This window comes from Sphingomonas sp. Leaf28 (assembly GCF_001421685.1).
GTDB classification, from domain to species: domain Bacteria; phylum Pseudomonadota; class Alphaproteobacteria; order Sphingomonadales; family Sphingomonadaceae; genus Sphingomonas; species Sphingomonas aurantiaca.
Genome location: NZ_LMKX01000014.1, coordinates 1 through 20,600, shown reverse-complemented (window position 1 = coordinate 20,600; position 20,600 = coordinate 1). Strand labels below are relative to the sequence as shown.

Below are 20,600 nucleotides of genomic sequence, written 5' to 3'. Positions count from 1 at the left end.
ACGATGAGATCACGCATGACCTTGCTGATGGCGATAGGCTTGTCCGTATCGACCGCTGCTATCGCGCAAACGGACGGCTTCGCGTCCGCGATGGATGCGGCGATGACGCGGATGCACGGCGCGATGATGACTGGCTATTCAAACGATCCCGATCGCGACTTCGCAAGGATGATGATCCCGCATCATCAAGGTGCGATCGACATGGCTGAGATCGAGCTGCGTTACGGCAAGGACGAACGCCTGCGCCGGCTTGCGCAAGGGATCATCGTCGAACAGCGTCAGGAAATCGCGGTGATGCAGGGCATCCTATCCGAAGGCGGCGCGTTGTCACGTCACACCGGACCGACCGCGACTGGTCACCCCCATCACGGAGACCGTCCATGAAGCGTTTCACCCTAACCGCCTGCACCGCCTTGTGCTTTTCAGGCCCTGCGTTTGCCCAGCAAGTGCCCAATGCGACCCCCGACATCCCTGTCAGCGCGCAGGACCGGTTCTACACGTCGGACCAGTTCTCCAACACCGTGTCGGTGATCGACCCATCAACCAACACGCTGCTCGGCGTCATCAAGCTCGGCGACCAGACCCCCGCCAACCTCAGCCCGCTCTACAAGGGGCAGCTGCTTGTCCACGGCATGGGCTTCTCGCCCGATCGTAAGACGCTGGCGGCGATCTCGATCGGTTCGAACTCGGTGACGTTCATCGATACCGCGACCAATGCCGTGAAGCACACGACCTATGTCGGGCGCTCGCCGCATGAGGCGTTTTTCCGCCCCGACGGTCGCGAAGTCTGGGTCGCGGTGCGCGGCGAGGATTATATCCAGGTGCTCGACGGCAAGACCTTCGCGCCGACCACGCGCATCCCCGTTCCTAATGGCCCCGGCATGACGATCTTTTCGCCAAACGGGAAATACGGTTACGTCTGTTCGAGCTTCACGCTCAAGGACGTCGGCAAGGTCATGGTGTTCGACGCCAAGCCACCCTTCGCAGTGCTCAAGACGTTCGATACCGGCGCGATCACCAACCACGTCAATATCGCCCGCAATAAGAATGGCCAGTTCGCCTTTGTGACGGTCGGCACCGAGAATGTCGTGAAGGTGTTCCGCACCACTGACTTCGTGCAGGTGGCGAGCATCCCGGTCGGCGCGCTCCCGCACGGCCTATGGCCGTCGGGCGACGGCACGCGGATGTATGTCGGGCTGGAGAACGCCGATGCGGTCGCGGCGATCGACACAGCAAGCAACACCGTCATCGCGACGATTCCAATCGGTCAGGGGCCGCAAGGCGTGGCATATGTTCCCGGCGCGGTGCCGGTAGGCGATGGCCGTGCAAACCTGGTGCCGCTCGCGCAGGCCGGCATGAAGATCCAGCTGACTCTATCCGGGACTGGGCGCAGCCAGGTCACGCTGTTCGATCAAGGCCAGGTCCAGATTTTGCAGGCGGCGGTTGCGGGCCTCAGCCCAAAGATGCCCTATGTCCTTGGATTATCCTCCCACGCTGACGGCAGCGGCGTGATCCAGCCTCTGGCGAAGTTCATGACCAATCCGGCGGGCGGCGCGATAGTAAACACGCTCGGACCGCTCCGCCAGATCGTCAGCGACGCGAAAGGCGACATGCGCCGTTACCTCGTCATTGCTCCGGGCGACCCGATGATGCCGGGCGCTGTCGTTCAGGTGCAAAAATGAGGATTCCGGTGAAACCTGCGCCCCGCTGTCCGTGTCCGGTATATTCGGCATGACGCTGGGCTAGGTCGACACGACGTCTCGAGAGTGTCGGAAAGCACTTGTTTGTCGCACAATGGTGATTACGACTGGGTTTTCTACATATCGGGCCGCTGAATGCCGACAATGGGAAGGAAAGCGGACTGGCTGCTTTAGAGAGGGCAGGTGCGCTCCACTACCTGGTGCACTTCCATTTCGTCGCAGCAGGATGCCTTTACGCCTAGCTCATTACAGGCCCCGATCCGGCGCCGCATCGGCCTTCCGTGCCTGCCCGCCTGATAGTGCTGGGGGTCGCCGTCGTGATCCACTCGATCATGTCGCAGCTGCTCTACGCCGGGCTGTTCGTCGCCATATCCGTGCCGGTTGAACAGTTTCGCCGCGGTGCGGAGCTGATGTCAGTACATGGCGCCCAACTCGCCGGAATGGGTCTGCGATGCGGCATGTTCTGGGTCAAAATCGAAGCCCGGCTTAAGCGAGACCGGTAGGACGAAGCGTTTGCTGCGTGCCGGCTGGTCAGCTTTCTCCAAACAACTCACGTTGCGCCTTGTCCAATTCCTCTGCGTAGCGGCGTCGCGCATAGCTCTCGGAGAGGATGCCGAGAACTGCCCCGTCGCTTCCAACTACCGCCAGTTCGTCCGCACCTTCGGTATCGAACGTAGTCATGACGCTTCTGATGTCTGAATCCGGCGTAAGGGCGAGACCCGTGTGGATCGCCAGCGACCCGATCGGTGCCTTCTGATCGACCTCTTCGGCAAATGCACTGGCAGTCTGTACGATACCGCCATAATTTTCGTGGTCATCGACTAGTAGGACCCGACTTGTGGAACCAAGCGGAAACGCCCGACGAAACTCGGCGATCGTCGTGTTGCACGGCGTAGCCCTTTCGACACGTCGCATCATCTTGCCCGCTGTAAGCGTTCTGACCCAGCCGACATCGCGGGCGCTTTTGATGGTTTCGCCCCGGAGATGCAGGCGCCACGTAGAAAAGGAATAGCCGAACAGCTCGCGGACGATGGTGGACGAGACCAGCGATGCTGCAATGGCCGCGCCGGCAAGGGAGAAGTCGTGGGTCGCCTCAAGGACTAGCATCGCCATCGTCATCGGCCCGCCAACTACGGCGACCGCTAATGCGGCCATCCCCACCAGGGCCGCATTGTGCGGGTCGATCACAGGCGATCCGACAATCCATTCGAGTGAACCAGCAAACAGGTGACCCAGCAGGCTGCCCAAGAACAAGGATGCGAAGAACAGGCCACCGCGGAAGCCAAAGCCAAGTGAGATGATGGAGGCCGCGCACTTGACGACGAAGATGGCGGCGAGGAAGCGCAGCGATACCTCGGCTTCAAGATTGAGGTGGAGGGCGCCGTGACCAGCAGAGAGAATTTGCGGCGTGAGCATCGCCAGAGGGATGAGCAGAAGACCGCCCAATATCGGCCGGCAAATCGAGGGTATCGGCAGTTTGCGTGTAGCTGCTTCCATCTCCGCAACAGCCCGCATCAGCAGTATACCAGCGCCAGCGGCACAGGCCCCAAGACCGGCGTAGAGAAGGTAGTGGAACGTCTCGATCTGTTCGCCTGCATTAGCCGCAACCAGATACGGTTGAGCACCAAACGCCTGCGCCACAAGGACACTCGCCAGGCACGCCGCAGCGACAGGTGCCAGCGCTGATATCGTATAGGCCCCGATTACGATCTCAAAGGCATAGAAGGCCCCAGCTAATGGAGCCCCGAATGCACCTGCGATGGCGGCGCCCGTTCCGGCGCCGACCAAGATGCGCAGATCGGACCTGCGTAACGCAAACCAGTTGCCGCTGAGCGAGGCGACGAGCCCTCCCAACTGCGCATACGCCGCCTCAAGCCCCACAGACGCACCGAAGCCGTTGGAAAGGATCGTTTGCCCGGAGATAACGAGGCTGTCGGACCATGACATGCGACCACCATGAAGGGCGTTCGCCTCTACAGCGTCGACCATCCGGCGCCGGCGAGCATGAGTAACCCAAGAGAAGAGTGCGAGGACGGCTCCACCAGCCGGCAGGGCAAGTAGAGCAAGGTAAGGGATCGTCGTGGCCGCACTCAGCCTTTCATCCGGCGACAAGGCATAAAGCAGATGCTGCATCGCCTGTGCGAGCGTACCCTGGACGACACTGAGCAATCCGGCTGCACTGCCGATCATGATGGCCAGCACGATGAGTGCAGCTTCGCTGGATCGAAAAGCTTTACGGAGCCACGATGGCGCCACCCGACCAGATCCAGGTGGACTAGCTGCGCTATCGATCAGTGGCGCTGAAGCCATGTCAGTCGGCGTCCTGCATCAAGGTTGCAAACAGGGCTGCGGCGAGAACGGCGCTCGAAAGCCACATCACAATCGACAGCGTCCAAGACGTCGCCAGTCCAGCTGCCGTGATTGTTGCAAGCAGTAGGACGATGAGAACGGGCATGGCTGCCCGCGAGTGGAAAAAACGCATGAAGCCGCCTACGCCTGCTACATCTGCGGTGCCACAACCTTCCGAGCCGCCCGGTACGCTTCCTCGCCACGGACGCCATTCAGTATCTTCGAACGCCTGCGGCTTGGCCATGCTGCCCATCAACAGTACCCGGCGATCAGTGCAGTGGCCAAGTCCACATCACTAGAGGCGTACCAACCAAGACCACCAGAACCGATAGTGGTGCGCCCAGCCGGGCGTAATCGCTGAAGCGGTAGCCCCCAGGACCAAAAACCAAGGTGTTACACTGATGCCCAATCGGCGTCAGGAAATCGCATCCTGCCCCGATAGCGGTCCCGATGAGGAAGGCTTCGGGGCGATATCCGAGGTCATGCGCGAACACCGCCGCGATTGGCGCCATCACCAAGACCGTCGCGGCATTGTTGAGAAACGGCGTCACAGCCATCGCCGCTACGAGGATCAGGGCGACCGCGCCCCATGGCGGCAAGGAGGCCGCCAGATGGGCAAGCGAGGTCGCGAGTACATCCGACGCGCCGGTGGTGCGCAGGGTTTCACTGACCGGAATGAGCGCGCCCAGCATGATGAGAATTGGCCATTCGACGCCATCATAGGCATCTCGCAGCGGTAGCGCTCCGGTCGCCATCATTAGACCGGCAGCGGCGAAGAAGGCGACGGCCACAGGCACATAGCCGGTCGCGGTTACGGTCATCGCCACCGCGAGGATGATAAGTGGTAGGAAGCGACGCTTCGAACTTCCCAGACGCAGGGCACGCTCTGCCAGCGGCAGCGTACCGAGGTCACGCATGCGTTCCGGCAAGAGTGTGAGGGGTCCTTGAAGAACAATGACATCGCCGGCGCGCAAGACGGTCTCGCTGAGCTGCTTGGTCAGCCGTTTGCCGGCGCGCGATACCGCGATGAGATTGACGCCATAGCGTTGCTGAAGCCGCAGTCGTCCAGCGGACTGGCGGACCAACACGGAGCCGGTGGTGATGACCGCCTCAATGACGCCAACCTCATCATCTTCGCTGCCTTCCGGTAGGTCACGATGCTGTCCGGCAAGTGCTAGGTGGTCACCCGCAATGACACGCTCAAGCGTATCCGGGTCACCGCCCAAGATCAGCGTGTCGCCGGCAGCCAGAAGGAACTCGGCCGTAATGCTCGTGCGCACATCGTCACGGACAACATTGGCGATCGTCACCTCATTATCATGACGGTCGATGAAGGACTCAACCGTTTCGCCGACAGCGGGCGATCCGTCTTGGATGGTCGCCTCAGTGACATAGTCCGTGATGTTTAGAGCTTCGCCCATGGTCGGCGCTGCGCGGCGTTCCCTGGGCAGGAGGCGGTAGCCGAAACGCAGGAAAATGAGGCCGACCACAAGCAGGCCCAGCCCCGTTGGCAGATAATCGAACATGCCGAACGGCTCACCGGTCATCTGCTCTCGTACTCTGCTGACAATAATATTCGGCGACGTACCAACGAGGGTCATCAACCCGCCAAGGAGCGAAGCGAACGACATCGGCATCAGGAACACCGAGGGGCTAGTGTCCGATTTCTTCGCCGTCTGCACGGCTGCCGGCATCAGCATAGCCAAGGCACCGACGTTCTTTACGAGCCCGGACGATACCCCGACTGCCGTAGTCAGCACCACGAGTTGCGACCGGACGCGTGTCACGCGCCGCGCCAGTATCCCGAGCGCGCTCTCGATTAGGCCGGAACGCTGCATTGCCGATGAGATCACCAGCGCCGATCCAACGATGATAACGATGTCATCGGAAAAGCCAGTAAATGCCGCTTTGGGCTTCACCAATCCCAGCGACAGCCCGGCAAGCAGGGCGATGATGGCCGTGACATCATAGCGAAATCGGCCCCAAAGAAAGAGGCCCATCATGCCAATCAGCAGGCCAATCGACATAAGTTGCGGCGTGGTCATGCAAGCAGAATCCGTAAAATGGCGATAGTCACGCCGGTTATTGCAGCCAAATCCCGACGAGTGCCGCCAAGACGGCAATCGCTAGGAAGCCGTTCACAGAGATCAGCAACCAAGCCGGCAGTCGCTGAGTGTCGGGCCGCGGTGGGGCGATAGGAATCATTTCACGCCAGACCGCTGCAACGAAGCAGAAGCCGCTGAACAGGATCAGGACGGTTGCGGTCGCACCGGCAAGCCAGCCGGGCACGATGTTCTCAAGCAATGCGCGGGCGCCAATTCCTGCGGCTAGAGCGGCAAGCCCGGTACGGACCCAGGCTGCGTAGGTGCGCTCCGCTGCCATGACTGTTCGATCGGCAGCAAGCTCCGTGCGCCGATCGGCGCTATCTGCTTGCTGCTTGGCGCTATGCTCCAACCGGTCCGCACCGTGAACGAATGGGCCGTTGAAATCACGGGTCAATGACAGTCGTTCGTTGGCCATGGATGATCAACGATACCCACACGCTTTCAGCACATCGAATGTTAAAAAGGATCATGCCGAATAAGTTATCGAGGTTAGCAGATCCCCCGCCTTCACAGGTGTCAAAACCGGCTGGTTGCGGCACGAAACCTTTCTCGAAAACGATCCAGACCGTGCGAAAACTCCAACCCCGAATGTAGCGTACTAATATAGCTGCGTGTCGGTTGCCAGGTGATTGGCTATCTTGCGTCGCAGCCATATCTGGCGACGTTATGTTTCGAGCATCACGTCTGTATCGGGGGCGGCGGTGAGTTTTCGCACGGTCTGGATCGAATTTCGGGAATGTCCGGGTTGGGCAGGAAAGCGGAACGGCGGCTTTCGGGAAGGTGCTGGCGATGGCCGACATTCTGTGGCGCTGCCTCCTTTTACAGGAGTATCTATCGTTACATTCACACGCTCGGCGGTCTGCTACGATCGAACTCCATTTTGAAGATTCCGTCAGACCTCAAAACATAGGTGCAATGATGCCAATCTTCCTGACTCTCTTTAAGCATGTCACGCCTTAGGGCGGATAGAGCATCATTGACGGATCGGTTCATGGTTCTCTCACCTTCCACCCCCTCAACAAGCTTACCGTTGCACACGACATCGTAGCGCCTCTGTATCCAGTCGTCATGAACTTCTGCCACGATCCATACTTCGGATACAGAAGTCGCTAGCATCGGAGCAATTGCGAGGGCGATGCTCTCCAGCTGACGGCTACTTTCCATTTCTGCATTTACCTCCGATGCCAGATTATATCAGCGTAATCGCTTTTGCGATCCATTTTACCGCGCTTGCCCATTGGCCGTAACTAGACAGCTTTACCAATCCCGAGCGCCCCGATTGCAACTCATGTCTGGAAAGTTCCCCATAATCCCACTGAACGAATGACTACTACCGGGACTCCGAATTACTAACCCGAGCGTCCGGGTGTGGGCGTGAACGGCCCTGCCGTTTTTAAGCGCCGACTAGCCCCGCCAGTGTCGGAAAACACATGATAGCCGACACCCCTGACCTGGGCCTTCGCCGAACCACACGCGCCTCGGCCCATAACGATCGACAAACCCTGTCGCTTTGATAAAGTGTGCGACAACATGCTTTTGATGGTTTGTCGTACATGCTCGTCGGATATATGCGGGTATCGTCGGCTGACGATCGCCAAACGGTCGATCTCCAGCGGGACGCGCTAGTCGCAGCCGGCGTCGATCATCGGAATCTCCATACCGACAAGGCATCCGGCGCGCGCGACGATCGACCGGGCCTGAAAGCCTGCCTCGACTATCTGAACGCGGGCGACACGCTGATCGTGTGGAAGCTCGACCGGCTCGGGCGCTCGCTGCCGCACCTGCTGACGATCGTCACCGACCTGAAGGCGCGCGGCATCGCGTTCCGGTCGCTGACCGAGCAGATGGATACGACCACGCCGCACGGCGAGTTGCTGTTCTCGCTGTTCGGCGCATTGGCGCAATATGAGCGTGCGCTGACTCGCGAACGGGTGATGGCGGGACTGGCCGCTGCCAAACGCCGGGGACGCCAGGGCGGTCGCCCGCCGATGATCGACGCCGAAACGCTCGAGCGGATCACCGCCGCGCTGGATGGTGGGGCGAGCAAGGCGTCCGTCTGCCGGACCTTCAAGGTGCCGCGCTCGACCCTGCTCGGAACGCTGTCGCGGATCGGCTGGACCGCACCGGCCAAAGTCTGATTCGATGCCGCGTCGCGCCGTCCAGTCGGATGAGCAACGCGCGGCGTTGCTTGCGCTTCCCGACGACGAAACCCTGCTCGTCTAGCACTGGACATTGAGCCAGGACGATCTGGCTGTCATCGTGCGCCGGAGACGGCCGCATAACCGGCTCGGTTTCGCGATCTAGCTTTGCGCGCTGCGCTATCCCGGCCGCCTGCTTCGCCCCGGGGAACTGATTCCCGATACCCCGCTCGCATTCGTTGCCGAGCAATTGCAGGTCGAACCCGATGTGCTGGCCGACTACGCGACGCGCGGCCCGACCCGGTACGAACAGCTCGATGCGCTGCGCGACGCGTTCGGTTTCACGCCGCTCAGTCGGCCGCTGCGAACAACATTGCAGGAATGGCTCCTGCCGATCGCGCTAACGACCACCAGCGGGCCCCGGCTCGCGCGGGTGCTGCTGGATGAGTGCCGGCGACGGCGCATCATTGTGCCGGGCATCAGTTCCGTCGAGCGGATGGTCGCCCAGGCGTTGCTCGATGCCGAACGCCATGTTGCCGAGCATCTCACCCGAGGACTGATCGCCGCGCACTGGGACGACGTGTTGCGATTGGGAACCTCGATCCGCACCGGCGTCGTCAGCGCATCGATCATGCTCGAACGGCTCGGCGCCTATGCCCGATGGCTGCGGCTGCTGGTGAGCCAGGCCGTCACCGACATGGCGCGCTCCACCGCCCGCCCTGCCCGGCCCGTGCTGTTCCTGCTCGATGAGTTCGCCGCGCTCGGCCGCCTTGAACCGGTCGAGCGCGCGATGGGGCTGATGGCGGGCTACGGCCTTCAGCTCTGGCCGATCCTTCAGGACATGCATCAGCTCAAAGCCACCTATGGCGAACGCGCCGGCACGTTCATGTCCAACGCCGGCGTGATCCAGACGTTCGGGGTCAACGATCATGCGACCGCCGACATGCTCTCGCGCACGATCGGCGACACGACGATCGAATACGATACCGTCAGCACGTCACGCGGTACGGGCTGGGGCGAAAATCGCGCCGGGCCTTCGGAGAGCGTCAGCGGGCACGTTTCGGCCCGCCGGCTCGCCACGCCAGACGAAATCATGCGGATGCGGCCCGATCAACTCCTGCTGCTGCGCCAGGGTGAACATCCGCTCGCGGTCGAGAAAATCCGTTATTACGATCAACGCGAGTTCGTCGGCCTGTTTGATCCGGCCTGATTCAAGCCCGGTGGGGCCAATCGCGGCGCTCAACGCCCCGAACAGCCTGAAAGCCTGCTCCCTGCGCTCACAACGCCTCTAAGCGACTATAGCGAGCGGTTCCATCGCCACTTGCCTCACTTCTTTCTCGCCTAGCTAGCGGCGCTTGCGCCGCTTCTGTGACGCCGAAGGCGGCACGAAAGGAAAGAGCATCGGCCGTTAGGCCGATTCCATAAGCCGTCCTTTGGTTCGTCGAACGGTGCAGTGACATTAAGTGATTCTGTTAAATAGGAATCTTAAAAAGGTTAAGGGTCAAAAAGACCCTAGTTTCTGCCCTGTTTTCAGTACCTTACCGATATAGGCGGTGGGTGAAACCCCGTGATTCGGTGTGTGAAACCCCGATAGTGCGGTGGGTGATCCCCCGACGAAAAGGTGTGTGAAACCCCGACTCTGGCATGGCTTGAACGGCTCTTCCGTGCCAGTTATCCACAGCGCGAACGCTGCATGACGCTGGCCGGAGCTTGCCCGACTCTGCCCGGCAAACCAGCAGGTGTGTGAAACCCCGATAGTTGTGGGCTTTGGTGGGTGAAACCCCGATAGTTAGCGACGGCCGGCCAGCCGGTCCATTCGGGCGTCCACCTCTTCCGTACGCCGACGATCGGCGTCAAGGCGGGCTCGCCGCTCCTCCTCCACGCGCATCTTCTCGGCCAGTGCTAATGCTTCGGCCTCACCGCGGAGCCTGAACAGCACAGCCGGGCTTTTGTCGGTCGTTTCAGCTGCGTCCATCGTATAATCAGGCAGCTGGTCAGCCTCGATCACGCGCCGAAGCATCCGATTGAACTCTTTGGGCTGGGCATCACTGCCTGTCTTGTCGCGAAGCACCTCGACCCGGCACAACCACCCCCCGCGCTGCGTGCCTGCATGTTTGCGCGCGATGCGATACAGCGCCCGCTCTAAACCTCCGGACAGGAGGAAATAGTCAGGGTGCATGGTGAGCAACGACTTCTCGTTGACGATCCCCTCATAAACCCAATCCGAAAGGGTCAGCGTCATGCCCCGTGGCTGCTCGGTCTCGGCGTCGGTGTCGAAGGTCCAGCTATCGAGCCAGTTGAAGCCGGCCTTCTGCCGGCGCTTGGTCGCGCGGATTGAGGTGGTGATGGAGGTCGTCTGGAGCCTAAGCAGCGCCGCCTGCAACTCTTGATAATCCCTGCCGCCAGTGCCGCGTTTGATAGCTCGCAACAGGTCATAAGGCGTCGTGGTCAGCGTGCGCGGCAAGTCGTTCAAGCCCTGCTGCTTCATGCGATTAAGGGTAGATGCCGCCCATATCAGAATGTCGGCATCCCAAATCGTCGCCATTCCGTAGTCGGGGATCGCCTGCACGCGCACCCACGCCTCGCCATCGGGGCTGCGATACTCGATGGGCTTGAGGCGCTTGCGCTTCTGCAACGAGAAAAACGGACGCTCCATAACTTCCCGCTGGTCCTTGAGCGGGAGGTCCCCAAGCGCCGGGATGAACAGGTCGAACTCGGGATTGGGATCACGCCGCTTGCTCACGGGGCGAACCTAGTGTGGCCCCGCTTGACCAAATACTGGCGGAGCAAGCGCTCGGTGATGACGGTGAGGGGTTCCCCGCCCTCCTCCACGCTGAGCTGGCGAAGCGCGCGGTGCATGTCCTCGGGAATGTGGATCAGCACCGGCTTCTTGCCCGGGTGGCTGCTGCGCCGTTCCGGCGCTGGCGATGCTGGCGTGTCGGCCGAACGCCGCGATCGGCGTGGCGCTGCCGCCCGCTGCGGCTCGGGTGCTGACTGAGGAGCGAGAGCGGGATTCGGCGCTAGTTCCTCGACCTCCTCATCGAAGATGCCGGCAAGCGCGGAAGGCTTCTTCGCCATTATGCCGCCTCGCTTACTGGCTTAGTCGTAAAGCCGCTTAGTCGCTTAGCTTCGTCATAGGCTGCGCGCAGTTCTGCCGCCGCCTTGCTGTCCGGTTCCGTTTCCGCTGCGGTACGTCCAAGCGGCGTCGCCTTGTAGAAGTCCTTGCGGAAGTGAAGGCGGCTGTCGAACATCGTCACGCCCTTGGCCGCGAACCCGGCATGGGCCTCCTGCCCCTCCCCGCCCTGGTGCGGAACCTGGGTCAGAATGACGGCGAAGGGAGTGCCGGCCTGCTGCACTTGCTTGACGGTCTGCAACACCGAATGAACGTCCAGCCCGCGCGGCGCGACGGGGATGATGACGAAATCTGCCTGCTCGGCCGCAAGCATCGCAATATCTTTGGAGTTCGCCGGCGTGTCGATGATGATAAGGTCGATCTTGCCGCTACCGCGTCCGCGCGAGACGTGAAGCGGCAGGCCGGCGACGCTGCTGTCCTTCACCGTCACGTCGTCGTCGTCGCGACGCTCCGACCAGTAGAGCGCTGATCCCTGACGATCGTCGGCATCCAAGATCACGACTGACGCGCCTTCGCGCGCGGCTTCGACGGCAAACCCTGTAGAAAGGGTGGTCTTGGATTGACCGCCTTTTTGCGCGATCACGGCCCATACTTTCATCGCTGCTACCCCTACTAATCGGCTGAGCTACTTATGCCGCTTAACCGCTTAGTCGTAAATAGCATTAATCGCTTAGCCTAACCTCACTAACTTGGCCCCTCGATCGGTCATAGCGGGGCGTCTGAAGTTCCAGCATGCAAATGATATTGACCCTACATCCCCAAGGTACGCGCTTAGGTTTGAACATCTGCGTTGGCGGCTTTTGGCTGGCATAGCACCGCCGGTATCACGCACGACACTCTCTCCTCGCGAGGCGCTTGAAACAGCGTACACACTTCATCGCGTGACGTACCGCGCGACCGATCGGCGATGAGATTTCCTTGATATGGTCCGGTGTTCTTGAACACCTTGAAACCCTTGTTTTCCTTAATTTCCTTGATGACCTTGATGGGTGCGTTTTGACATGCTAAGGCCGCATTATGTTAGACTCGGGAACTGTAGCTATGGACGACAGTGAGGCCGAAAAGCGGGTTCGTGGAAAGGGGCGGGGAAGCAACTTTTTCGCGCTCGGGCATGAGGTTAAGGATCAGCTCTGGTCGATGCCGACGACCAATCGGCTTAATCTGGTGATCGCTTATCTTGTTCTCTTGGCCGGCACGGGTAGCGATCATCGCCTCACTAAATGGTCAGCTAAGGCGTGTGAGGAATATACGGGGCTGGGGAAGCCGCGGGCCAAGCACGCTATAGGCGAGCTCGTGGCCTCGGGTCTCGTCAAGCGCACTGACGCTTCCTCACGAATGATGCCGCAATACGAACTGCCGCCACTGGCAATTGACGCAGAGCCAGTCTTTCTACCGGTTGCTCTAGTTACAGGCTTATCGGGCGAAGCCTCCATGCTCCGACGCGTTCGCGAGACTGGCGACGCAATGGCACTTAGGATGCTGATCGATCTTTACGGGCTGATCTCTCTCGATGCTACTCACGGCATACCGCTCGAACACCTCCGAGGCGGCCTTAGTCAAAACGATGAGCCTAACGCGCGGAAGCTGGCTGACGTTGGCGCGCATGGCGTATGGGGTATTACGCGGGGCAGCTATCGCGGTGGAGGTGGAGAGTGGGCGTCTTTCCACCGCGCGAAGGCCAAGGACAGTTCCGTTGCCTGGAAGCCGTTCTGGGAAAGGCTCGATCTGCTTAAGCAAATCGGAGCAGTCTGGTATGAGCCCTGGCTATTTGACAGCGCCGCGACCGATGCCGAACCTATCATTCCGCTCGATCCGTCCGGTTATTACCCGGTTGCGGAACCAGACGACGAAGCCCGGCTAACACGATCGGCGCTGGATGCGGCGCGAACGCTAGTTGGTGAGGAACGCGAGTATCTGTTTGAGCGTGCCGACTTCTACGTTCCCCTGACGTTGCATCGGCAAACGCCAGCTTATCGAGAGGTTGCTCGACTGCGGGTTGAAGCGGACACACCTGGTCGTCGGCTGTCGTGGAAGAGGCGGCGCATCATCATCGAACAATATCAGCAAGCATTCGACCAGCTCCGTCACGATGCTCTAGAGGGGCGGTTTGATCGGCCAATGCGACTCGGTTCTACGCTGGAACCTGCACTGTGATCCAGGTAGCGGTCGATGCTGCCGGCTTCGCTGGCGCGTGCGGCGGGATTGCCGCGATCATCGGCGCGACTGCTACGCTCGTTTGGGCATGCCGGCGTGATCCCAAGAGCGGCGAGCGAACCATTGCGCGTTTGCCGCCACCTGCTGAGTAGATCCGTGCCAGGGCAAATTACGCGGTCTCAAGAGAGGTAGGTTGAGGACCCACATTAACGCAAGCGCGATGAAATCGCTTAATCGCTTAATCGCTTAATCGCTTAATCGCTTAATCGCTTAGCACTAATGATATTACTGAATCAAAGTGGTTTCTGCTTTCGTTTCGCTCCCGGCTGACTCATAGAATGGTATGCCAATCGCGCGCGAACATCGCTGGCTATATCCGATCGATTGGCGCGAGTTGTCCGCCCTTATTCGCTTCGGTCGCGCCAAGGGTCGCTGCGAGCATTGTCAGCGTCCGCACGGTTGCGACGTGCTACATCTCGGCAACGGCGTGTGGTGGGACGAAGATGCGCGCCGTTGGCGGGATGGGCAGGGCAGGAGAGTTCGCCGCCTAGCCAGTCCTGCGGACCTTGCCTTAGTGCAACCGGGGTTCGTCGGCATCGCTCCGCCTAGCGCACTACATGTTACGCGCGTAATCCTCGCCAGCGCGCATCTGAACCATGATCCTGGCGACAACAGGCCGCACAATCTCGCCGCGCTTTGTCAGCGGTGCCACATGCGTCATGATGCGAGCGAACATCGCCGACGCCGCTGGCTCAATGCCTTTCGCCTGCGTGCGATCGGTGACCTATTCGCCTGATCAAGATTTCGCCCGCGGGGCTCGATTTCAAGATAGGTGGGCAAAACAGACAACGCGACGGTATGATCAGGGACTTCGCTCTCACTAAGGCTTCCGCAACCTGTCCACGTCATGGTCTGCTTAGAAGCCCACATCCGGCATTCTCCCGATGCCAGGTTGAATATCGCGAGAAGGTCCACTAGTTAGATCGTATAAAGCGAATTGAAATTAGCGATTTGAGAGGTGGGAAGCGCCGCCCCACACACCAGACTCTTTGGGGTAAGGTAGAGGCTTCGGCCGAGAGATCACGGTTGGCAACGTGCTCAAATCGCTTTGGGGAGGGCTCACGCTCTCCCCTTTTTCGTTATAACGCCACCACACGACCCGCCTTCACGCGACTGGTGAACTGATACGCCTTTAAGCCATAAGCGCTCTTTACCTGATAGGTGCCGCCGGGTGACAAGCTGAAGCCGATCGCAACCATCGCAAAAGAGCCGACTGCTGTTTGCAGCGCGTCCAGCAAGTAAAAAGCGTGCGGGTGCTTGGGGTCTTGGCCGATGAACGCTGGATTGGCGATTAGACCAGGAAGGGCGGCCATTATGTCCGCGTACTCCAATGGATGATCGATCGCGATATGAGCATGCGCTGCTTTGCTCACCGTGACCGAGCCGGGCACGAGGTTAGTTCCCAGCCGGGCGTTGATGCGTCCGACAGGCAGCGGCCCAAGCGTTAAACCAGGGTAGTGGGGTGGAGCTGCGGCCATGCCTTAGCTTGCCTGCATGCTCAGCAAAACTGCGTCGGCCGTTTCCTGACGCGCTCTATAATCGCGTAACACGCGCTGCACTGTCGAGCGCGATACGCGGAACAGGCTCGCGAGCTGGGCGGGGGAGCCCTGGCCGGATTCCACCTTGGCGATGATCTCAGCGCGCTGCGGCCCTGTTAGGCTTGGCCGGCGTCCAAGGCGCCGCCCGGCGCTGCGCGCGTGCGCCAGCCCGTTCATGGTCCGCTCGCGGATCATGGCGCGCTCGAACTCGGCGAACGCGCCAAGCATCTGCGTCATCAGCCGGCCGGGTGCGGTGGTGGTGTCAATCGCCTCGGTCAGCGACCGGAAACCCGCACCGGCTGCGGTGATCGCTTCCAGCGTGAACAAAAGGTCGCGGAGGGATCGGGACAGCCGGTCGAGTTTCCACACCACCAGTACGTCGCCGGCCTCCAACGCACCGATCGCGCGCGCCAGCTCGCGGCGGTCGGCCTGCCCACCCGATGCCTCCTCGCTATAGATCGCATCGCACCCAGCATCGCGGAGCGCGCGAAGCTGCGGGTCTATGTCCTGGGAGTCACCTCGGGACACGCGGGCATAGCCGATTTCCATGCATTTATTCTGGCACGGGGTTGTGACACCTGCAAACCCTTGAAAACGCTAGGGCAGGGTGGCGGTGTCAAAACCGTTCGGTTTTGACACAAAGCTTCCTCGAAAACGATGGTCTTTTGGGAACGATAGATCTTTCCCAAAAGCCGTTTTCACACGAGAAGGGAGAACACTAGAACCGCTTGCGAACGCCCACAGGCGGTAGAGCGCGGCACGCTAAGCGCCGCGCTCGATCGGATTATTCAGCGAGGCTTTCGATAATTGGGCACTCCGGGCGATCATCGCCGTGACAGCGCTCAACCAAGTCGATCAGCGCCAATTGCATAGCTTTCAACGCGCGCGCCTTGCGGCCCAGCTCGGCAGCGCGCGCTTTCGCCAGCGCCTTAACTTCGGCGCTCGACCGATCCCGATCCGACCACAAGCCGAGTAGCGTGCGGATCTCCTCGATTGGAAACCCAAGGTCTCGCGCGTTGGCGATGAACCGCAGCCGATGAATGTCCACTTCCGAATAATCCCGGTAGCTCCCGCGCCGGAGCGGTGCGGGCACAAGGTCGATCTTCTCGTAGTGGCGGATCATGCGTTGCGAGACGCCGCTGGCCTCCGACGCCGCCCCGATGTTCATAGTTTCACCGTGTTCAGACGCAGCGCGTTGAGCACGACGGTGAAGGAAGAGAGGGCCATCGCAGCGCCAGCCAGCATTGGTGACAGAAGGATGCCGGCAACGGGGTAGAGCACGCCGGCCGCGACGGGCACGCCGACCCCGTTGAACAGGAATGAGAAGAACAGGTTCTGCCGAATGTTCCGCATCGTCGCACGGGCGAGCTTGCGCGCGCGCACGATCGCCGAAAGATCGCCGCGTGTGAGCGTCATGCCCGCGCTTTCTATCGCTACGTCGGTTCCCGTCCCCATCGCGAGCCCAACGTCGGCAGCGGCCAGCGCCGGGGCGTCGTTGATACCGTCGCCGGCCATTGCAACCTTGGCACCATCAGCTTTCAATTCGCCGATGATCCGCGCCTTATCTTCCGGTCGCAGATCGGCGCGTACATCGTCCAGGCCGCCCACGGCGCGCGCAACCGCATCGGCCGTCCCGCGATTGTCGCCCGTCAGCATGATAACGCGCAGACCTTCCTTGCGAAGAGCCGCGATGGCGTCGCGCGCCGAAGGGCGCACCGGGTCAGCAACCGCGAGCAAGCCCGCGAGTGCGCCGTCGATCGCGATCAGGATGACGCCGGCTCCCTCGCTCCGATGGCGATCGGCCGAAGCGTCGAGTGACTGGGGATCGGCACCGACCCGGCTCATTTGTGCGGCATTGCCGATCACCACCGATCGGCCGCCAACCGTGGCACTGACACCCATGCCGGTCTGCGAAGCGAAGTCTGCGACCGTGGCGAGTTGCAATCCGCGTTCCTTGGCGGCGACGACGATCGCGTGGGCTAGCGGGTGTTCGGACTGTCCTTCGACAGCCGCAGCGAGCGCGAGCATGTCGTTCTCTCCAACGGTGCCGGTTGCCTCGATCGCGACCAGCGACGGCTTGCCTTCCGTTAGCGTGCCCGTCTTGTCGATGACCAGCGTATCGACCTTATCGAGTGCCTGTAGGCTTTCGGCATTCTTGACGAGCACGCCGGCCTGCGCGCCGCGGCCGGTGCCAACCATAATCGACATAGGGGTCGCGAGCCCGAGCGCGCACGGGCAGGCGATCACCAGCACGGCGATCGCATTAAGAAGGGCGTGACCCATGCGTGGCTCGGGACCGACCAGCGACCACACCACGAAGGTCGCGACCGAGATCAGCACGACCAAAGGTACGAACCAGCCCGATACCCGGTCGGCGACCGCCTGGATCGGGGCACGGCTGCGCTGCGCTTCCGCGACCATGCGGACGATGCGCGCCAGCATCGTGTCCGAACCGACCGCGCCGGCTTCCATAACGAGGCTGCCCGTGCCGTTCACCGTCCCCCCCGTGACTGCGGCATCGACTTCCTTGAGGACGGGGGCCGGCTCGCCGGTGAGCATGGATTCATCGACCGAGGAGCGACCCTCGACCACCACGCCATCGACCGGGATCGCATCGCCGGGGCGGACCCGCAACCGATCTCCGGTTGCCACGTCGGCAAGGCTGACTTCTTCCTCTGACCCGTCAGACCGCAACCGTCGCGCTGTCTTGGGAGCGAGGTCCATGAGGGCGCGTATCGCGCGGCCAGTCGCCGCTCTGGCGCGCAATTCGAGAACCTGTCCGAGCAACACCAGTGTCACGACGACGCCGGCAGCTTCGTAATAGACTGGGACCATGCCCCCGTGCATCCGGAACGTCGCAGGGAAGATGCTGGGCGCGAGTGTTGCGACCAGGCTGTAGAGGAATGCCGCACCGACGCCGATCGCGATCAGCGTGAACATATTCAGATGGCGGGTGCGAAGCGACATCCACCCCCGCTCGAAAAACGGCCATCCCGCCCACAGCACAATTGGCGCAGTGAGTGCGAGTTGGACCCAAGGCGAAGCGGTAGGGCTAACAACATGGAGCCCAAACATCTCGGCGAACATCGAAACAATGAGCAGCGGAACGGTGAGCGCTCCTGCTACCCACAAACGCCGGGTGAAATCGACTAGTTCTGGATTGGGACCGTCATCGAGCGACGGCTCTTCCGGTTCGAGGGCCATGCCGCAAATGGGGCACGTTCCCGGCCCTTCCCGACGAATCTCAGGGTGCATGGGGCACGTCCACATCGCTCCCGGGGTTGCCACCGGCTCGGGCTTTGGCTTGGCCCCAAGGTAGGCATCAGGGTCAGCGACGAACTTGGTTCGACACCCTGCACTACAGAAATGATACTCGTGCCCGGCATGCTCGGCATGGTGCGCTGTTTTTGCCAGATCAACGGTCATGCCGCATACCGGGTCGGTCACTGTGGCAGAAGGTTCTCCGCCCGCTTTCCCTGAGCAGCATCCTTCCTTGGCAGCTTGTGGAACAGCCGGAGATTTGGAGGACGAGCAGCAGGACGCGCCCGCCTCGCGCTCGATCGCAGCAGCTTTATCAGCTTGCTTGTTCGAGCACCCGCAGCCCCCGGCCAAATGGGCGTGGAAATCAGGGTCGTTCATAGAAAAACTCCTTCAACCCGAGAGCATGTAGGGTCTGACACCGTGTCAGGGTCAAGCCCCCCTTCCAACGACTCACGGCACCTAATTAAATTACGTCGCAAAGCTCGATTGCCCTCAAACCAATAGCTACATGGCCGACGCAGGGGGTTCGAGCGTGCCGAGCCAACCTACCAGCACGAGGATCGCGACCACGCACGAAGCCTCGACTGCAAGACTTGTTCGCAAGGTTCGCAGCGCGCCTTTATAATCGCCTGCTGACACCGATCGTTCGAATGCCGGTGTAAAGCGGAAGCGGTTAAGCGAAGCGAGTCCGAGCATCCCACCCAACAGCACAAGCTTGGCGATCAAGAGCCTGCCGTAGACCGTCGTGCCGAGGGTCGGGAGATTGCCAAGGCCAACCAACAGCCAAGCGTTGATGAGGCCGGTGATGACGATCGTACCGACGACAATCGTGCCGGTCAGACCGAACCCGTGCAGCGCTCGATAGGTCAGTGCGAGGTGGGCGGCATCGGTGCGCCGCGCTGGTCGTGTCACCAGCAGCCCAAGCCCGAGCAGCGCTCCCACCCACGCACCAGCGCTCAGGAGATGGAGGATATCGGCCGCCAGATGCACCCACCCGGTCGCGCCTTCGTCCATCGCCCCGTGCCCCGTCCAGGCGAGCGTTGCGAGAGCGACGCCGGAAAAGATGGCGACCAAGCCAAGCGGCATCGTGCGCCGCGCCGCTATTAGGGCAGCGATAGACGCCACCAAGAGCGCGATCATGCGTACTTTCCATGCCGTGCCCGTTGCGGAGTCAGAGAGCAGCATTCCGACTGCTTCCCGATCGATCGGCCACGGAGGTGCACCTGCCATCGCGGCTGCGAGCAGCGCGACCGCTATGCCGGAGAATAGCAGGGCGAGAAGCCCGGTCCCGAACAGCCAAGGGCGGAAGGCAAGCGCGTTGCCGCGCTCACCGACCTTCAACCCGTAGAGGCCGAATGCCGAGAGGCCGAACAGCCCGCTCAGCGTCACGTAAAGCGCGAAGCGAACCGCGATCAGCGGCCAGTCGGCTTCCACCTTACTTCACCGTGAAGGCGTAGTTTCCGGTGATGCGGTGTGTGTCGGTCGAGACCACATGCCAGGCAAGCTTATAGCTACCCGCGCCGAGCGGCGACTTGGGCGTGACGACGAGGGTGCGACCGTCCGAGCCGACAGTTGCGGTCCCGACGACTTTCATTGGTGCGTGCGTCATGCCGCCATGCCCGGTCATCATCAGATCCGCACCGGAAAACTTGGGCATCAGCTTCTCGCTGAAGCGCAGTGTGACATTGGCGGGCTTCGCGACCATCGCATTCGGTGCCGGGGATGCGGATACGAGTTTGGGATGGGCCTGGGCGGCTCCGGCAAGGCCGAGAAGGACGACAGCGGTAGGAAGGAAGACGCGACGCATGGGAATACTCCGATCAGGTTCGTGCCTGTTCTACGCGGCCCGGCCGCTCGCCCCTCATGACGGAAGTCGAGGGGTGATGGGCATCGCTGCGTAACAAGTGGTAGAGGCGCGGAGTGGACAGCATGGACGATCTAGACAGAACATTGGCGAGGCTCGCGGGCGCACCCGTGCCGGCATCGCTGGACGGGATCGAAGCGCAGGTGTTCGCACGCATCGGTGCGCAGCCCGTCGCACGGTTGACCGGATTGGGCGTCGGGGGCGTGATGGTCGCAGCGCTCGCGATCGGCATGGTTGGCGCGGAACTTCCGGCGACCGCCAGCCCTGCGGTGTCGCTTTCGCCGCTCGGGGGCGCATC

At 61.4% G+C, this 20,600-nt stretch carries 21 protein-coding genes and 1 pseudogene; 9 read left to right on the top strand and 13 right to left on the bottom strand.

Going from position 1 to position 20,600, the window contains the following annotated elements; all coding sequences use genetic code 11:
• Positions 1-3 precede the first annotated feature (3 nt).
• The 3 genes from ASE79_RS19930 to ASE79_RS19920 all read left to right on the top strand — a co-directional run bounded on the left by ASE79_RS19930 (position 4) and on the right by ASE79_RS19920 (position 2,203).
• Complete coding sequence (locus ASE79_RS19930) at positions 4-384, top strand: DUF305 domain-containing protein (RefSeq protein WP_244647482.1); 381 nt, start codon at positions 4-6, stop codon at positions 382-384.
• Positions 381-1,682: a YncE family protein gene (locus tag ASE79_RS19925; RefSeq protein ID WP_056421029.1), complete on the top strand. Its 1,302-nt coding sequence runs from the start codon at positions 381-383 to the stop codon at positions 1,680-1,682. Before ASE79_RS19930 ends, ASE79_RS19925 begins: the two co-directional genes overlap by 4 nt.
• A 299-nt stretch (positions 1,683-1,981) precedes the next feature.
• On the top strand, positions 1,982-2,203 hold the full coding sequence (locus tag ASE79_RS19920; protein WP_056019259.1) for a hypothetical protein: 222 nt from the start codon (positions 1,982-1,984) through the stop codon (positions 2,201-2,203).
• Between the two features lie 28 nt (positions 2,204-2,231).
• Here ASE79_RS19920 and ASE79_RS19915 read toward each other — a convergent pair whose 3' ends face one another.
• The 4 genes from ASE79_RS19915 to ASE79_RS19905 are packed head-to-tail and all read right to left on the bottom strand — an operon-like array spanning position 2,232 to position 6,569.
• A complete protein-coding gene (locus tag ASE79_RS19915) occupies positions 2,232-4,010 on the bottom strand; it encodes a chloride channel protein (protein WP_082445489.1) in 1,779 nt (592 codons plus the stop codon).
• 1 nt (position 4,011) lies between these two features.
• Positions 4,012-4,293: a hypothetical protein gene (locus ASE79_RS21190; RefSeq protein ID WP_132833781.1), complete on the bottom strand. Its 282-nt coding sequence runs from the start codon at positions 4,291-4,293 to the stop codon at positions 4,012-4,014.
• A 25-nt stretch (positions 4,294-4,318) separates the two neighbouring features.
• Complete coding sequence (locus ASE79_RS19910; RefSeq protein ID WP_056019265.1) at positions 4,319-6,094, bottom strand: SLC13 family permease; 1,776 nt, start codon at positions 6,092-6,094, stop codon at positions 4,319-4,321.
• 37 nt (positions 6,095-6,131) lie between these two features.
• Entirely contained in the window at positions 6,132-6,569 is a 438-nt protein-coding gene (locus ASE79_RS19905) for a DUF202 domain-containing protein (protein WP_056019268.1), read from the bottom strand.
• A 1,138-nt stretch (positions 6,570-7,707) separates the two neighbouring features.
• Between ASE79_RS19905 and ASE79_RS19895 the strand changes: the two genes are divergently transcribed.
• The 3 genes and pseudogenes from ASE79_RS19895 to ASE79_RS22100 all read left to right on the top strand — a co-directional run bounded on the left by ASE79_RS19895 (position 7,708) and on the right by ASE79_RS22100 (position 9,502).
• Positions 7,708-8,292 (top strand): recombinase family protein, encoded by a 585-nt coding sequence (locus tag ASE79_RS19895; RefSeq protein ID WP_037535053.1) that lies wholly within the window; start codon positions 7,708-7,710, stop codon positions 8,290-8,292.
• A 4-nt stretch (positions 8,293-8,296) separates the two neighbouring features.
• Positions 8,297-8,857: pseudogene (locus ASE79_RS22105) on the top strand (DUF4158 domain-containing protein); the annotation flags it as partial.
• A gap of 15 nt (positions 8,858-8,872) precedes the next feature.
• On the top strand, positions 8,873-9,502 hold the full coding sequence (locus ASE79_RS22100; protein ID WP_416354527.1) for a type IV secretory system conjugative DNA transfer family protein: 630 nt from the start codon (positions 8,873-8,875) through the stop codon (positions 9,500-9,502).
• Positions 9,503-10,081: 579 nt separating this feature from the next.
• On the opposite strand, the gene ASE79_RS19885 is transcribed toward ASE79_RS22100, so the two are convergent.
• The 3 genes from ASE79_RS19885 to ASE79_RS19875 are packed head-to-tail and all read right to left on the bottom strand — an operon-like array spanning position 10,082 to position 12,023.
• Positions 10,082-11,035, bottom strand: coding sequence for a replication initiator protein A (locus ASE79_RS19885; protein ID WP_056421025.1), 954 nt, complete (start codon positions 11,033-11,035; stop codon positions 10,082-10,084).
• On the bottom strand, positions 11,032-11,370 hold the full coding sequence (locus ASE79_RS19880) for a hypothetical protein (protein ID WP_056421022.1): 339 nt from the start codon (positions 11,368-11,370) through the stop codon (positions 11,032-11,034). The genes ASE79_RS19885 and ASE79_RS19880 overlap by 4 nt, the downstream gene beginning before the upstream one ends.
• On the bottom strand, positions 11,370-12,023 hold the full coding sequence (locus ASE79_RS19875; protein ID WP_056421020.1) for a ParA family protein: 654 nt from the start codon (positions 12,021-12,023) through the stop codon (positions 11,370-11,372). The genes ASE79_RS19880 and ASE79_RS19875 overlap by 1 nt, the downstream gene beginning before the upstream one ends.
• A gap of 443 nt (positions 12,024-12,466) precedes the next feature.
• Between ASE79_RS19875 and ASE79_RS19870 the strand changes: the two genes are divergently transcribed.
• Both ASE79_RS19870 and ASE79_RS22095 read left to right on the top strand, forming a co-directional pair.
• Positions 12,467-13,579, top strand: a complete 1,113-nt coding sequence (locus ASE79_RS19870; protein ID WP_056421017.1) for a hypothetical protein — start codon at positions 12,467-12,469, stop codon at positions 13,577-13,579.
• Positions 13,580-13,922: 343 nt separating this feature from the next.
• Positions 13,923-14,375, top strand: coding sequence for a hypothetical protein (locus ASE79_RS22095; protein WP_082445488.1), 453 nt, complete (start codon positions 13,923-13,925; stop codon positions 14,373-14,375).
• Between the two features lie 343 nt (positions 14,376-14,718).
• On the opposite strand, the gene ASE79_RS21185 is transcribed toward ASE79_RS22095, so the two are convergent.
• The 6 genes from ASE79_RS21185 to copC form a co-directional block, all read right to left on the bottom strand.
• Positions 14,719-15,117 carry a hypothetical protein gene (locus tag ASE79_RS21185; protein WP_133032464.1) on the bottom strand — a complete coding sequence of 133 codons (399 nt, stop codon included), beginning with the start codon at positions 15,115-15,117 and terminating at the stop codon, positions 14,719-14,721.
• Between the two features lie 3 nt (positions 15,118-15,120).
• The gene (locus ASE79_RS19860; RefSeq protein WP_056421012.1) at positions 15,121-15,726 is read right to left on the bottom strand and encodes a recombinase family protein; all 606 of its coding nucleotides are present in this window, start codon (positions 15,724-15,726) and stop codon (positions 15,121-15,123) included.
• 235 nt (positions 15,727-15,961) lie between these two features.
• Entirely contained in the window at positions 15,962-16,345 is a 384-nt protein-coding gene (locus ASE79_RS19855; RefSeq protein WP_055763348.1) for a MerR family DNA-binding protein, read from the bottom strand.
• The gene (locus ASE79_RS19850) at positions 16,342-18,816 is read right to left on the bottom strand and encodes a heavy metal translocating P-type ATPase (protein WP_082445487.1); all 2,475 of its coding nucleotides are present in this window, start codon (positions 18,814-18,816) and stop codon (positions 16,342-16,344) included. The genes ASE79_RS19855 and ASE79_RS19850 overlap by 4 nt, the downstream gene beginning before the upstream one ends.
• Positions 18,817-18,942: 126 nt before the next feature.
• Positions 18,943-19,872, bottom strand: coding sequence for a copper homeostasis membrane protein CopD (gene copD / locus ASE79_RS19845; RefSeq protein ID WP_055763342.1), 930 nt, complete (start codon positions 19,870-19,872; stop codon positions 18,943-18,945).
• Position 19,873: 1 nt separating this feature from the next.
• Complete coding sequence (gene copC / locus ASE79_RS19840) at positions 19,874-20,245, bottom strand: copper homeostasis periplasmic binding protein CopC (RefSeq protein ID WP_055763339.1); 372 nt, start codon at positions 20,243-20,245, stop codon at positions 19,874-19,876.
• A gap of 122 nt (positions 20,246-20,367) precedes the next feature.
• Here copC and ASE79_RS19835 point away from each other — a divergent pair.
• Positions 20,368-20,600 (top strand): hypothetical protein (locus ASE79_RS19835; RefSeq protein ID WP_056421062.1); only part of this gene is annotated, 233 nt, incomplete at its 3' end.

Bases quoted from the DNA above. Each gene is read 5' to 3' on its own strand.
- ASE79_RS19930 (WP_244647482.1), top strand. From the start codon at position 4: ATGAGATCACGCATGACCTTGCTGATGGCGATAGGCTTGTCCGTATCG.
- ASE79_RS19925 (WP_056421029.1), top strand. From the start codon at position 381: ATGAAGCGTTTCACCCTAACCGCCTGCACCGCCTTGTGCTTTTCAGGC.
- ASE79_RS19915 (WP_082445489.1), bottom strand. From the start codon at position 4,010: ATGGCTTCAGCGCCACTGATCGATAGCGCAGCTAGTCCACCTGGATCT.
- ASE79_RS21190 (WP_132833781.1), bottom strand. From the start codon at position 4,293: ATGGCCAAGCCGCAGGCGTTCGAAGATACTGAATGGCGTCCGTGGCGA.
- ASE79_RS19910 (WP_056019265.1), bottom strand. From the start codon at position 6,094: ATGACCACGCCGCAACTTATGTCGATTGGCCTGCTGATTGGCATGATG.
- ASE79_RS19905 (WP_056019268.1), bottom strand. From the start codon at position 6,569: ATGGCCAACGAACGACTGTCATTGACCCGTGATTTCAACGGCCCATTC.
- ASE79_RS19895 (WP_037535053.1), top strand. From the start codon at position 7,708: ATGCTCGTCGGATATATGCGGGTATCGTCGGCTGACGATCGCCAAACG.
- ASE79_RS19880 (WP_056421022.1), bottom strand. From the start codon at position 11,370: ATGGCGAAGAAGCCTTCCGCGCTTGCCGGCATCTTCGATGAGGAGGTC.
- ASE79_RS19875 (WP_056421020.1), bottom strand. From the start codon at position 12,023: ATGAAAGTATGGGCCGTGATCGCGCAAAAAGGCGGTCAATCCAAGACC.
- ASE79_RS19870 (WP_056421017.1), top strand. From the start codon at position 12,467: ATGGACGACAGTGAGGCCGAAAAGCGGGTTCGTGGAAAGGGGCGGGGA.
- ASE79_RS22095 (WP_082445488.1), top strand. From the start codon at position 13,923: ATGCCAATCGCGCGCGAACATCGCTGGCTATATCCGATCGATTGGCGC.
- ASE79_RS21185 (WP_133032464.1), bottom strand. From the start codon at position 15,117: ATGGCCGCAGCTCCACCCCACTACCCTGGTTTAACGCTTGGGCCGCTG.
- ASE79_RS19860 (WP_056421012.1), bottom strand. From the start codon at position 15,726: ATGGAAATCGGCTATGCCCGCGTGTCCCGAGGTGACTCCCAGGACATA.
- ASE79_RS19855 (WP_055763348.1), bottom strand. From the start codon at position 16,345: ATGAACATCGGGGCGGCGTCGGAGGCCAGCGGCGTCTCGCAACGCATG.
- ASE79_RS19850 (WP_082445487.1), bottom strand. From the start codon at position 18,816: ATGAACGACCCTGATTTCCACGCCCATTTGGCCGGGGGCTGCGGGTGC.
- copC (WP_055763339.1), bottom strand. From the start codon at position 20,245: ATGCGTCGCGTCTTCCTTCCTACCGCTGTCGTCCTTCTCGGCCTTGCC.